General features: G+C 66.3%; 9 protein-coding genes. 4 read left to right on the forward strand and 5 right to left on the reverse strand.

Annotated features, from left to right (window positions below; translation table 11 throughout):
• Window positions 1-173 precede the first annotated feature (173 nt).
• Window positions 174-2,252 carry a M13 family metallopeptidase gene (locus tag BWQ93_RS04210; protein ID WP_077029421.1) on the forward strand — a complete coding sequence of 693 codons (2,079 nt, stop codon included), beginning with the start codon at window positions 174-176 and terminating at the stop codon, window positions 2,250-2,252.
• A 3-nt stretch (window positions 2,253-2,255) separates the two neighbouring features.
• On the opposite strand, the gene BWQ93_RS04215 is transcribed toward BWQ93_RS04210, so the two are convergent.
• Window positions 2,256-3,791 carry a BCCT family transporter gene (locus tag BWQ93_RS04215; protein ID WP_232314733.1) on the reverse strand — a complete coding sequence of 512 codons (1,536 nt, stop codon included), beginning with the start codon at window positions 3,789-3,791 and terminating at the stop codon, window positions 2,256-2,258.
• Window positions 3,792-3,920: 129 nt separating this feature from the next.
• Here BWQ93_RS04215 and BWQ93_RS04220 point away from each other — a divergent pair, with 129 nt between their 5' ends.
• The gene (locus BWQ93_RS04220) at window positions 3,921-4,289 is read left to right on the forward strand and encodes a hypothetical protein (RefSeq protein ID WP_077029423.1); all 369 of its coding nucleotides are present in this window, start codon (window positions 3,921-3,923) and stop codon (window positions 4,287-4,289) included.
• On the opposite strand, the gene BWQ93_RS21070 is transcribed toward BWQ93_RS04220, so the two are convergent.
• Window positions 4,286-4,786, reverse strand: coding sequence for a hypothetical protein (locus tag BWQ93_RS21070; protein WP_077029424.1), 501 nt, complete (start codon window positions 4,784-4,786; stop codon window positions 4,286-4,288). The two genes, BWQ93_RS04220 and BWQ93_RS21070, sit on opposite strands and share 4 nt — an antisense overlap.
• A 237-nt stretch (window positions 4,787-5,023) precedes the next feature.
• Between BWQ93_RS21070 and BWQ93_RS21075 the strand changes: the two genes are divergently transcribed.
• Complete coding sequence (locus tag BWQ93_RS21075; protein WP_077029425.1) at window positions 5,024-5,359, forward strand: UrcA family protein; 336 nt, start codon at window positions 5,024-5,026, stop codon at window positions 5,357-5,359.
• A gap of 189 nt (window positions 5,360-5,548) precedes the next feature.
• Window positions 5,549-10,075, forward strand: a complete 4,527-nt coding sequence (locus tag BWQ93_RS04235; RefSeq protein ID WP_198040465.1) for a beta strand repeat-containing protein — start codon at window positions 5,549-5,551, stop codon at window positions 10,073-10,075.
• A gap of 9 nt (window positions 10,076-10,084) precedes the next feature.
• Here BWQ93_RS04235 and BWQ93_RS04240 read toward each other — a convergent pair whose 3' ends face one another.
• The 3 genes from BWQ93_RS04240 to BWQ93_RS04250 form a co-directional block, all read right to left on the reverse strand.
• Complete coding sequence (locus BWQ93_RS04240) at window positions 10,085-10,816, reverse strand: LytR/AlgR family response regulator transcription factor (protein WP_077029427.1); 732 nt, start codon at window positions 10,814-10,816, stop codon at window positions 10,085-10,087.
• Between the two features lie 4 nt (window positions 10,817-10,820).
• Window positions 10,821-11,996 (reverse strand): sensor histidine kinase, encoded by a 1,176-nt coding sequence (locus BWQ93_RS04245; protein ID WP_083720610.1) that lies wholly within the window; start codon window positions 11,994-11,996, stop codon window positions 10,821-10,823.
• Between the two features lie 106 nt (window positions 11,997-12,102).
• Complete coding sequence (locus BWQ93_RS04250) at window positions 12,103-13,566, reverse strand: MATE family efflux transporter (RefSeq protein ID WP_232314734.1); 1,464 nt, start codon at window positions 13,564-13,566, stop codon at window positions 12,103-12,105.
• Between the last annotated feature and the right edge of the window lie 123 nt (window positions 13,567-13,689).

Here is a 13,689-nt window from a genome sequence, read left to right on the forward strand (position 1 = left end):
CGCGGGGCGGGCGCGCTGCGGCGGCCGCCGATACGCCCCGCATTTCCACCAACTCCCCAAAGGCTTCGACCAATGTCCGGCCAAAATCTTGACCCTGCCGGGCGGCGGGCGGACAAAGCTGGCATGTCCGCGGCCCGCCGGGAACGGGTGCGCGCACGAAAGGAGCTGGGGAAATGAAGAAACTTCTGGGTGGGGCCGCGGGCCTCGCAATGGCCGCGGCGTTGGCCGCGGTGCCGGTGCTGGCGAACGACATGGCGCCCATGGCGTCGCTCAAGGCCGATGGCGCGGGCGAGGCGTCGGCGAAGGACGAAGGCTCGCTGAAGGCGCTGACCTTCGGCAGCTGGGGCGTCGACCTTGGCGCGCGCGACACCAGCGTAAAGCCGGGCGACGATTTCGATCGCTTCGCCAATGGCGGCTGGTTCGCCAAGACCGAGATACCGGCCGACCAGGCGTCGGCGGGGGTCGATTACGACGTCTATAATTTGACCCAGCGCCAGCTGCGCCAGGTCGTCACCGGCGCGCCGGCGACGAGCCAGGTCGGCGGCCTCTACCAGAGTTTCGCCGACGAGGCGCGCGTCGAGGCGCTGGGCGCCAAGCCGCTGATGGCCGACCTCGCCAAGGTCGCGGCAATCAAGGACAAGAGCGAGATGGCGCGCTTCATGGGCGCGTCGCAGGGCGCGTTCGGTACGACGATCGTCGGCGGCGGGCCTTATGCCGATACCGACGATCCGACGATCAATGTGCTGTGGCTGGGGCAGGGCGGGCTGGGCCTGCCCGAGCGCGAATATTATCTCGACGACCAGTTCAAGCCGCAGCGCGACGCCTATCGCGCCTATATTGTCCGCACTTTGGGACTGACCGGCGCGAAGAACCCCGAGGCCGCCGCCGACGCGATCATGGCCTATGAGACCGAGATCGCGAAGGTCAGCTGGAAGATCGCCGACCGCCGCGACATCGGCAAGATCAACAACCCGATGTCCTCGGCCGAACTCGCCGCCTATGCGCCCGGGCTCGACTGGAACGCGTGGTTCGCGGGGGCCGGGATCGGCCCGCAAAAGCGCATGATCGTCAACGAGACGACCGCGATCCGCGACATTTCGGCGCTCTATGCCAAGACGCCGCTCGACACGCTGAAGCTGTGGCAGCAATTCCATGTCGCCAACCAGGCCTCGCCCTATCTGTCGAAGGCCTTCGTCGACAGCCGCTTCGACTATACCAAGGTGCTGAGCGGGGTGAGCGAGCTGCGCCCGCGCTGGAAACGGGGGCTGACGCTCGTCGACGGCAGCCTCGGCGAGCTGGTCGGCGAGACCTATTCGCAGCAATATTTCCCCGCGAGCGCCAAGGCGAAGATGGAGGCGCTGGTCGCCAACCTCAAGCTCGCGATGGGCGACCGTATCCGCGCGAACAGCTGGATGGCGCCCGCCACCAAGGAAGCCGCGCTCGCCAAGCTCCAGAAGATGGACGTCATGGTCGGCTATCCCGACAAATGGCGCGACTATTCGGGGCTAAAGATCGACGCCGCCGATCTTTATGGCAATGTCCAGCGCAGCGGGAAGTTCGAATATGCCTATCAGCTGGGCGAACTCGGCAAGCCCGTCGACCGCAAGAAATGGTCGATGAACCCGCAGGAAGTGAACGCGTATAACGGCGGGCTGGAGAACAAGATCGTGTTCCCCGCGGGCATATTGCAGGCGCCTTATTTCAGCGAGACCGTCGACGATGCGGTCAATTATGGCGCGATCGGCGCCGTCATCGGCCACGAGATCATCCACGGCTTCGACGACCAGGGGCGCAAGATCGACGCCAATGGCGCGGTGCGCGACTGGTGGACCCCGGAGGACGCGGCGAAGTTCGACGCCGCGGCCAAGGCGTTCGGCGCACAATATGCGACCTATGAGGCGGCGCCCGGCGCCTTCATCAACCCCGACCTCACGATGGGCGAGAATATCGCCGACCTCGCGGGGCTGGAGGTCGCCTATGACGCCTATCATCGTTCGCTCGGCGGCAAGCCCGCGCCGGTGATCGATGGGCTGACCGGCGACCAGCGCTTCTTCCTCGCCTTCGCGCAGGCGTGGCGCGACAAGGCGCGCGAGGATTCGATCAAGCAGCAGGTGGCGAGCGACCCGCACAGCCCCGCGCGCTGGCGGATCATCGGCCCGGTGCGCAACGTCGACGCCTGGTACACGGCGTTTGGCGTCGGCACCGACGCCAAATATTATCTGAAGCCCGAGGATCGCACCAAGATCTGGTGAGGCTCAGTCGGGCAGGGCGGGGGCGGCGGTCGGTCGTCCCCGCCACGCCATCACGCCGAGCGACAGCGCGGCGCCCACGATCACGAACAGCGCGGGAAAGCCGCCGAGCACCGACATCATGCGGATGCCGTCGATTCCGGCCGCGGCGACGAGCACCATCGCGACCAGCCCGACCGTGACGCCCCAGACGACCTGGATCCACAAGGCAGCCTCGGGCCGCTCGGGGCTGATCCCGTGCGTCGACAGCGCGCTCATTGCCGAGACATTGGCGTCGGCGCCCGCCACATAGGACAGGAAGATCGCGAACAGCATGGTCGCGGTCACCACCGACCCGCCGCCGAGCGCGTCGAACAGGCGGAACAGCACGGGGTCGGGGCCTTGGCTCGACAGGATCGCGAACAGGCTGGCGCCGCTCTGCTGGTCGAGGATGATCGTCGCGCCGGCGATCGCGGTCATCCACACCGCGCCGAACAGCGCGGGCAGGATCAGGTTGAACAGGATGAAGGCGCGCACGCTGTAGCCGACCGCGAGGCGGCCGAGGAACAGCGCGGTCACCGGCGCCCAGGCCATCCAGTTCGCCCAGTTGAAGATCGTCCATTGCCGGTGCCAGTCGCGGTCGACGTCGAGCCCCAGGTTGCGCGGGATGAAGGTGGAGGCATAGTCGGCGCCGCCGCGCAGCGACAGGCCGAACATCTGCGCCGTCGGACCCGCCAGCAGCACGAAGGCGATGATCGCGAAGAAGATCCAGGTGTTGAGCACCGACAGCCCGGCGATGCCCTTCTGCAGGCCGGTCGCGGCCGAGATCAGGAAACTCGCGACGATCGCGATCATGATGCCCCAGCGCAGCCCTGCGCCGCCCGCGAAGCCGCCGAGCCCCTCGATCCCGCCCGCCAGCGCCAAAATGCCGGCGCCCATCGACGCCGCCATGCCCGCGACGAGCGCGTAGAGGCAGATGATGTCGATGCCCGACCCGACGGGCCCATGCGCGCGCTGGCCGAGCAAAGGCACGAACAGCGACGACAAGCTGAACGGCTCGCGACGGTTGTAATAGACGAGCGCGAAGGCGAGCGCTGCGACGGTGTAGATGCCATAGGGCGTCAGCGTCCAGTGGAGGAACATCGTCGACATGGCGAAGGCCGCGGCTTCGTCGCTGCCGGGTTTCAGCCCCAGCATCGTCGGCGGCGTGTTGAGGTGGAACAAAGGCTCGGCGGCGCCCCAGAACAGGATGCCCGTCGCGATGGTGGTGCACAACATCACCGCGAACCAGCGCCAGCGGCCGAGCAAAGGCTTGGCGCCCGGCCCGCCGATGATCGTCTTGCCGATCGGCGACACCGCCACCGCCGCGAGCAGGACAAGGAAGGCGACCCCTGCGACCGCAAAGGCCGGGCCGAACCAGGCGAGCACCCAGTTGTTGATCGCGACCTCGGCGGCAAAAAAGGCCTCGCGCTGCCACAGGCTCGCCAGCACCGCCGCCGCCAGCACGGCAAGCGGGACGAAGAAGACCGGGCGGTTCAGGCGGCGCGGCGCAGCGTCGGACAACAAATTTCCCATCGGCAAGGATGCGGTTGGTAACAGCATGGCGGTGCAGAACGCGGCGGTCAAATGGTTCGGAACGCCCCATGCCGATGCGCGTTCTGGTCGCAGGATCATCCTCTAAGGAGAGCTTCGATGACGAAGACCTTGTTCATGGCGGCGAGCGCGTTCGCCCTCATCGCCGGATCGGCGCACGCCTTCGAGCCGCTGCCCGACGGCACCACCACCGAAGAGCGCGCCAACACCGCGCGGCTCAACGCCGAGCAGAAGGCGCGCGCCGACGCCGAAGCTGCGGCCTATCAGCAGCAGGTTGCCGCGGTCGCTCAAGTCGAGGCGAACTCGCAAGCGGTCTTCGCCGAGGAAACCGCGGCCTATGAGGCCGAAAAGGCGCGCGTTGCGGCGATGTCGGCCGAAGAGCGGATCAAGTGGGAAGCCGATGTCGCGGCGTGCAAGGCCGGCGATACCACGCGCTGCGCCGCACCCGCGGTGCCGCCCAAGCCCTAATCGATTAGGGCATCCGGCGGGCTGGGCGCGGTCTCGCTCGCCGGGGCGACGGCCAGGGTGGCGATGACCGGCGGCGGCGCGTCGGTCGCCGTCGCCGCGACCTCGACGGGCACCGGTGACTGCATTACGATCGTCCGCGCCGCCGCGGGATCGTCGAAGCGGCCGCCATAGGCATAATCCTGGTCGGGCGGCGATGAATAGTCGATCTCGACCGCGCCCAGTTCGCGGAACGCATGATCCATGCGCGCGTCATTCTCCGCCATGCGCGGCATCGCAGCGCCGTAGCCCGGCCCGCAATCATAGCAGGGCTCGCCGAACGAACTCGATACGCCGAGCGCGTCGGGATTGCCGGTGACTTCGGCGTAGGACCCATATTCGCTGCCGGCCATCACCTCCTGCCCGACGACGAAATTGCCGAGCAACATCCCGCCGATCGCCCCGATTCCCGCGGCGCCGGCCCAGATCAGGCTTTTCGGAAGTGCCCCTTTGCCTCGCATGAGGGAGTAACGCCGCGGCGCGAATGGGGTTGCATGACGATTTCGGGACCGCCCTCCGTCCATTCGTCGATGGAAGATCGACCTTCGTCCGGAAATCGACCGCTCATTCCGTCCGGTCGAACGCCGAATGCACGGCGGGGCGGCACCCGGTATCTCTCCAAATGCGGGATACGGGGGCGTTGGCCTTCCCCGGTCCGGGTCCTCGTATCTCGCATCCCCCAAGAGAGGACTCCCCCCATGACGAAACTTACCCTGATCCTGCTGGCGGTGCCCCTGGCGCTCACCAGCATCTCCGTTCCCGCCGCCGCCGAGGATTTGCGCAGCGTGACGGTCCATTACGACGATCTCAACCTCGCGAGCCCCAAAGGCCGCGAACGGCTGGAAACCCGCGTCCGCGTTGCGGTCCGCGCGGTCTGCCGTACGAACTCGCGGCCCACGCTCAGGGAACAGTCCGACTCGCGCGACTGCGAGCGCGTCGCGACCGCGAACAGCGACGCGCAGCTCGCCAGCCTGTTCAACGGCAATGGCACCGCGCTCGCCGCGCGCGCGCCGGTGGTCGTCGCAGCACCCTGACGATGTCCCCGGCCCGACGGCCGGTAAAGGGCGGCCATGCTCCGGCATGGCCGCCTTTTTCTTGGCCCCTTGCTGTCCGGGGCCGGGAATTCTGCGGCGAACCGAAGCTTTTGCCACCTAAAAGATTTGCGGTGGAGCTACGCCATGGGCAATAGCCGACTCAGCTTGTTTTTTCCGGGGGAATTTGGGGTGGCGGAAATTGTTGGCGGTCCGGGTGACGACACGCTGAATGGCACGGCAGACGCCGACACGATCATCGGCAACGACGGCAACGACAAGATCGACGGCAAGGGCGGTGCCGATACCATCCTGGCCGGCGCCGGCGACGACACCATCTATTATTCGACGCCCGCCCACAATGTGACCGGCGAGACGATCGACGGCGGCACCGGCTTCGATACGATCGAGGTCAAGTCGACCGGGCATGATATCAGCCTGGTGAGCTTCACCAATATCGAGGCGCTGGTGGCGCCGACTATCGGGCTGACGCGCGTCGGCGCAGCGCAGCTCAACGGTCTTTCGTCGCTGTCGGGCGGATTTCAACTCGTCGACGCGGGAACGATCTCGCTGGCCGGCGCCCGCCTTGGCTCCGGGACTGTCATCCGGCTCGCCGACGCCGCGACCACGATCGATCTTGGTTCGGCCGCGGTCGTCGGACCCAATAACCCGATCGACGTGATCGTCCACGGCGGTGCGGGCAACGATAGCATCACCGGCAGTATTTCCAACGACGTCATCAGCGGCGGCGGCGGGAACGACACGCTCGACGGCGGCGACGGCAACGACCGGGTCAATGGCGGCGCGGGGATCGATATCGTCCGCGGCGGCGCCGGCGACGACCAGCTGGTCATCCAAAGCATGGCGGACGTGAGCAGCGCCGAAATCTACGACGGCGGCACCGGTTTCGACACCTTGTATTTTGATGGGTTCAACGGTTTCGGACAATTCGATCTCACGGGCTTGACGCTGACGGGCATCGAACGGGTCTCCGATGGTTTCGGCTCTTCCGACTACGCCTATCTGACGATGCGGATCGCACAGGTCGATCCGCTGACCGAAATCGCTGCGGTCATCGTGCTCGCCGACGGTGGAATTTTGTCGCTGGCGGGGGTCACGCTGTCGGGCGATGCGATTTTTTCGAGCAACAACGACACGACGGTGGATGCCAGCGGGGCCGCGGCGGGCTACCTCTTCTACTTGGGCGGAACGGCGGTGGACGACGTCACCGGTACCGCGAGCCGCGATCTTCTCAACGGCAGAGCCGGTAACGATATCATCCGGGGCGGGCTCGGCAATGACCAGATCCAGGGCGGAAGCGGCGTCGACCGGCTATATGGCGGCGACGGCGATGATGAACTCTATATCGGTGTCGGCGACAGCGCCACGGGTGAAGTCTATGACGGAGGAGCCGGGATCGACATCCTGGTCATCGACGAGCCGGTCGACCTGCGCACGGTAACGCTATCGGGTATCGAGCAAGTCACGGGCACAGTGACGATCAATATCGCGCAGTTGGTGGGCCTGCAGCGCGCGCACGGCGATTTCCAGCTCGGCCATGGCGGCAATCTGGTCCTCGCCGCCGACGGGGTCGACCTGACCAACAGCTATTTGCGCGCTGCCGATGCCGCAACCACGATCGACGCCCGGGCGGTCGGCTACGGCCTCTATATATATGGCGGCGCGGCGAATGATGTTCTGCTGGGCGGCCGGGCGACCGACCATCTTTACGGCGGCGCCGGCATCAACCGTCTCGACGGCGGCGAAGGCGACGATTTCCTGTATGTCGACCATCATCGGGGCGATGTGTCGGGGGCGCATGTGTTCGAAGGCGGCGCCGGCGCCGACACGCTCAATCTGTTTGTCGGGGACTATAATCTGTCGCTGGCGACGGTGACCGGTATCGAGACGATCGCATATCAGGCCTTCTCCTACGACGATGTCCTCACGATTTCGGTCGCACAGCTGAACGCGGTGTCGACCTTCTACGGCACGGGCCATATCCAGATCGCCAATGGCGGCACGGTGACGATGAACGGCAAGACGTTCAGTTCGGGCGTCGTCCATCTGTCCAACGCCGGCAATGTCTTCGATCTGACGGGCTCGACGGCCAGCGGAACGCAGATAGAGGGCGGCACGTCCGCCGACACGATTACCGGCGGCTCATTGAACGATAGCCTGCTCGGCGGCGGCGGCAACGACGTGCTGAACGGCGGCGAAGGCGCAGACTTTCTCCGTGGCGGCATCGGTCGCGATACGATGCGCGGAGGGCTCGGCGACGACATCTTCGATATCGGCGCGGCGTCGGACATCGTTGCCAGCGAGATTTACGACGGCGGCGACGGATTCGATACGCTGCAGTTCTTCATCGGCGCGAACGGGCTCAATATCTCGAACGTGACGCTGACCAGCGTCGAAAATCTGCTCGTGACGGATAGCGCGCGTTTGCTGCTCACCGCGGGGCAGCTCGACCAGGCGACGTCGATCAACTCGGGTACCTATGTCCTGACGACCGCGGGCTCGGTCTCGATGAACGGCGTGGCGTCGCTTTTCTCGACCTTCTTCCTTTCGGATCTGGGCAACAGCTTCGACCTGACCGGTTTCCTGCCCGGCGCGGGAACCGTCACGGGCGGCGCCGGGGCCGACCAGATCACCGGCGCGGCGGGCAACGACACGCTGTACGGCGGCGGCGGGAACGACGTCATCGCGGGCGCCGCGGGCCATGACGTCATCGACCCGGGTACGGGCGTCGACCGCGTGAACGGTGGTGCGGGGAACGACACCATCCTCTTTTCCGCCGTGCAGTCGTCGAGCACGCCGACAGCGGTCGGCCTGATCGACGGCGGTGCCGACAGCGACGTCATCGATCTGCGCAATGTCGGCCCAACCGTGGCGGGGACGATCGAGGCCGAGCCGGGGCGCTTCGCCTTCGGTATCTTCGTCGGCAGCCAACGGTTCGAGGTGATCGCGGTCGAACGCATCCTGTTCGGCAATGCCAACGACATGGTCGGGGTGCCGCCGGGCTATACCGGCTCGGTCGAGCTGCGCGCCGGGGGCGGCAACGACAGCATCACCGCCGAGGGATCGTCCAAATTCTACGGCGAGGACGGCGACGACAATTTCTTCCTGTCGGGCGTGTTCGGGCGCACCGTATCGGGGCTCGTCGACGGCGGCGCCGGGCGCGACCGGCTCGACCTCAACATCGCCTTCACGGTCGATCTGACGACCGCCATCGCGCGGGCGGGCGATGCGACCTATTCGGTGCGCGGCTTCGAACATATCCGCGCGGCGGCGACCGGCGGCTACCTGACGACCATCCTCGGCTCGGCGGCGGCGGAGACGATCGAGGTCAATGCGCAGTTCGACGACGGGTCGGTCGGCGTGGTCTTCGACGGCCGCGGCGGCGACGATTTCCTCAGCGGCAGCAAGGGTGCCGACGAACTGCGCGGCGGCAGCGGCAACGACGTGATCGACGGGCGCCTCGGCGCCGACCGGCTCTTCGGCGGGCTCGGCGACGATGTCTTCTATGTCGACCGCACCGGCGACATCGTCTTCGAAAATGACGGCGAGGGCACCGACACCGCGGTCGCCACCGGCAGTTTCTATCTCTACGCCAATATCGAGAACCTGACCCTGGCGGCAGGCACCGGCAATATCTTCGGCGTGGGCAACGAACTCGCGAACACGATCCTCGGCAACGACGGCGAAAATCTGCTGATCGCGGGGGCGGGCGCCGATATCGTCCGCGGCGGGGGCGGGCGCGACGCCATTTTCGGCGAGAATGGCGACGACCAGCTCTTCGGCGATGCGGGGATCGACTATATCGTGGCGGGCTCCGGCAATGACAGTATCGCGGGCGGCAAGGACGCCGACGAAATCTACGGCGGCGACGGCGACGATTATATCTACGGCGGCAACAATGGCGGCAGCCTCGCGGACGCGGATTTCTCGACCGACATTCTCGTCGGCGGCGCCGGGAATGACTTCATCAACGGCGGCGAAGCTTTTTATCCCAGCGGCAACGGTCTTGGCGATTACGACCTGATGTATGGAAACGAAGGCGACGATCGCTATTTTGTCGACACGCCGGCAGACCTTGTTTTCGAAAATGCCGGCGAGGGCGATGACACTGTCTACGCCGGGATAGAGGGTGCCGGCTATTATCTCTATGCCAATATCGAAAATCTGTTCCTGGAGGGCACCACACCCTTTGGGGTCGGAAACGATCTGGACAATGTGATGGGCGGCAATGCCGTGGGCAATTTTCTGCTCGGCGGCGCGGGCAACGATCGGCTCGACGGCAGGGGCGGCAACGACGTGCTGTTCGGCGAGGCGGGGAATGATGTCTTCGTCTTCACGGGCGGCGCCGGATCGGACGTCATCGGCGACTTCACCCGCGGACAGGATCGCATCGACCTCAGCGCGCTCGGCATCACCGGGCTCGCGCAGATCAGCGGCGGCTTCGTGCAGGACGGCAATGTCGGCGCGATCCGCCTCGCCTCGGGCGACCTGATCGTGCTGCACAATGTCGATATGGCGACGCTGACCGCAGGCGACTTCATCTTCGCGAGCAGCCCGGCCAAGATCGACGCGGCGGCCGACAAGGCGGTGGTCGCGCCGGACGCGTTCGATGGCGGCGGCGATGCGCCGCTCTTCGGCGACCAGGGCGCCGAAATCTGGCTCAACCTCTACGAACGCGAGGCGCTGCTCTTCGGCTGACCCTGCCGGTCAGCCCTGCATGATCGCCTTGACGTCGTGCAGATAGGTGCGGCCGATGCGATGCACGCCGCCTTCGCCGAGGTCGACGCTCCACGCGCCGTCGCCATGGTGCTTGAGCCCGGCGATGCCGTCGCGGCGCACCATTTTCGAGCGGTGGATACGCAGGAACTGGTCGGGATCCATGCGCGCCTCCAGCGACTTGATCGTCTGGTGGATCAGCCAGCTGCGGGCGCCGACGTGCAGCCGCATATAGTCGCGCTCGGCCTCGATCAGGTCGACCTGGCCCGCGTCGATGCGCAGCATCTCGCCGCGGTTCTGGACCCAGAATTCGCCGATCCACTTGCTCTTGGGCGATCGCGTCCGGTCGGTCGCGCGCCATTCGCGCACGCGCGTCAGCGCGCGGCCCAGGCGGTCGGGCGACACGGGCTTGAGTAGATAATCGACCGCCGCGACGTCGAAGGCGGCGACGGCATATTGGTCGAAGGCGGTGACGAAGATCACCGCGGGCGGATTGTCGAGCTTGTCGATCGCCGCGGCGACGTCGAGCCCGCTGAGCCCCGGCATCGCGATGTCGCAGAGCACCAGGTCGGGCGCCAGCGCCTCGACCAGCCGCAATGCCGACGCGCCGTCGGTCGCGGTGCCGACCAGCGACACCCCTTCCTGCTGCCCCGCCAGGATTTGCAGCCGCTCGATGGCCAGCGGCTCGTCGTCGACGATCAAGGTCCGCAAAGTCTGGATCATCGTCTCAGCATCCCCCCTGCTGCGTAAACGGCAGCCACAGCGACACGACGAAGCCGCCGTCGTCGGACTTGCCCCATTCGCATCCGGCTGTGGGACCATAGCGCGTCAGCAGCCGCTCGCGAACATTGCCGAGGCCGAGGCCCGTGCCTGGCGCGGGCACCGGCGCCTTGGGGTCGATGTCATTCTCGATCCGCAGCACCAGCAGGCCATATTCGGCGCTGGCGGTCAGCCGGATCGCGATCGTACCCTTGCTGGGCGCGACGCCATATTTGATAGCATTTTCGATGATCGGCTGCAGGATCAGCACGGGCACGCACGCATGCTCCAGATCCTGGGGCATCGTCACCTCGACCTGCAGGCGGTCGGGAAAGCGCGTCTGCTCGATGTCGAGATATAGCCGCTGCAGCGCGATCTCCTCGTCGAGGCTGACCAGCTGCTCGGGATCGACCGCCAAACTCGACCGCAGGAAAGACGCCAGGTTCATGATCATCGTCTCGGCCTCGGCCTTCGATCCCTTGAGCACCAGCGTCGACAGCGAGTTGAGCGTGTTGAACAGGAAGTGCGGATTGACCTGATAATGCAGCGCGCGGAGCTGCGCGGTCTGCGCCTCGATCCGGTAGCTGTCGGCGCGGCGCTCTACCGCGTGCATCTCATTGGCATAGCCAAAGGCGACATAGAGGGCCGCCCACACGGCGAAGAAGAAATACCAGCGGATCGAGCTGTCGAGGATCAGCACCAGTTCCCACGCGACGGGGAATTTCTCCTGCACCTCGGCAATGATCTTCTGCGTGTCGGCGGCGGGGAACCAGTAGAAGAAGACGAGCAGGTTGATCGAGGCGTAGAGGATCACTAGCGGGATCGCGGTCCCGAGCGCCGCCGCGAGCCGCGCGCCGAAGCTCTTGGGCTGGACGCGCTGGAGCAGCTGATAGAGCACGAAGGTGCAAAGGATGCCCGCGACCACGACGAGCGCGCGCCGCCCGATGAACTCCATCTGGTCGGTCGCACCGGTCAGTATCGCGAGGCCGGTGGTGATGAGGAAATAGAGCAGCCACATCACGATGATCGAGCCGATCGCGACGCGCGGATTGACGCGGGCGTCGGAGGCACGCCAGTCGGGCGCGGCGGCGAGGAATCTGGCGCGGCGATCGCTCTGGGCCAGTTTGCGGTCGGACATATTCATTGCCGCCCTCCTAGACCAACGGCGCAGGGCATGCGAGTCGGCACTGGACCGCCAGTCGAACATCGGGGGAAGTTGGTCGAAAGCTGAAGCCCAGATGAACGGCTGTTCAGATCACGCGCTCGGGCATCGCGCCGCGCCAGCGACCGCGCTTGTAGATGGCCCAGGCCATCGTCACCGAAGCGAGCGAGGAAAGCGGAAAGCTCCACCACAATATGTCGCTGCCGATGATCGGATAGCCGAAATAATAGATGCCGAGGCGGATCGGAAACATCGACAGGAACAGGATCAGCAGCGGCGGCAGCACCGAGCCATTGGCGCGCAGCGTGCTGACCAGCACGATCGTCGTGCCGAAGGGCAGGAAGGTCCAGGTCGCGATCAGCTGGATATTGCGCGCGACCTCGATCGCGGGGCTGCCGCTGCCGAGAAACAAAGCGAGCGCGGCGCGGTCGAAGAGCAGCAGCAGCACGATCAGCACCCCGGTCATGCCCAGGTTGATCGCGATCCCGCCATTGGTGACCGAAGACACGCGGTCCCAGCGCCCGGCGCCGATATTCTGTGCCGCCATCGAACTCACCGCGGCGCCGACCGCGAGCGCGGGCATCTGGATATAGTTCCACAGCTGTAACGTCGCGCCATAGGCCGCGGAGGTCACCAGCCCCTCGCGGTTGACGAGCCCGACCATGACGAGCCCCGCGCCCGAGATGACGAGCATTTGTGCCCCCATCGGCAGCCCGCGCCCGACGATGAAGCGCAGCTCCGACCATTTGGGGATCAGGTACAACAGCTCGCGCCCGCGCAGCCGCAGCGCATGGTTCTTCGCATAGAACCAGCCGATCATGCCCGCGAGGCTGATCAGTCCGGCAAGCGCGGTCGCGAGCGCACTGCCCGCGATGCCGAGGCGCGGAAACGGGCCGAGCCCGAGGATCAGCACCGGGTTGAAGGCGATGTCGAGCACCACCGCCAAGATCATGAAACGCAGCGGCGTCACCGCATCGCCCGCGCCGCGCGAGGCCATCATCAGCGTGACGCTGAGCATGCTCGCGGGCACCGCGAGAAAGGTGACGCGGAGGTAATCATGCGCCAGCGCAAAGGCCTCTGGCGGGGTTTTGAGCCAGCGCAGTATCTGGTCCGACGCGAACCAGCCGATGATCGCGATGACGACCGAGAAGATCAGCGCGAGCCCGATCACGCCGCCGGTGGCGCGGCGCGCGGCGTCGATGTCGCCGCGCCCCATCGACTGGCCGATGAGCACGGTCGCGGCCATGCCGAAACCGAAAAAGGCGCCGAACATCAGGAACATGATGATGTTCGCATTGGCGGTCGCGGCGAGCGCGCCCTCGCCGAGGAACTGCCCGACCCAGATCGAATTCACCGACCCCGACAAAGTCTGGAGGATGTTCGACGCGAGCGTCGGCAGCGCGAAGAGGATCAGCGTCTTGGCGATCGGCCCCTGCGTCAGGTCCATCCGCCCGCCACCGCGCGCGGTCTGGCGCGGCAGGACCGGGCTCGCAGCCGGATCCGCCGCCGCCGCGACCGGCGTCGGCGTGACGGGGCCTTCGCCGTTGGTCATAAAAAATCCTCCCCGCTCGCGGGGAGGGGGACCAGCCGGAGGGTGGTGGAGGAGGCTCGCGTCCTGACGCGGCGTCGCGCAAGGATGCCATCCCCCTCCGTCAGCCGTTCCGGCTGCCACCTC

The sequence above is a fragment of the Sphingopyxis sp. QXT-31 genome (assembly GCF_001984035.1).
Lineage (GTDB): Bacteria > Pseudomonadota > Alphaproteobacteria > Sphingomonadales > Sphingomonadaceae > Sphingopyxis.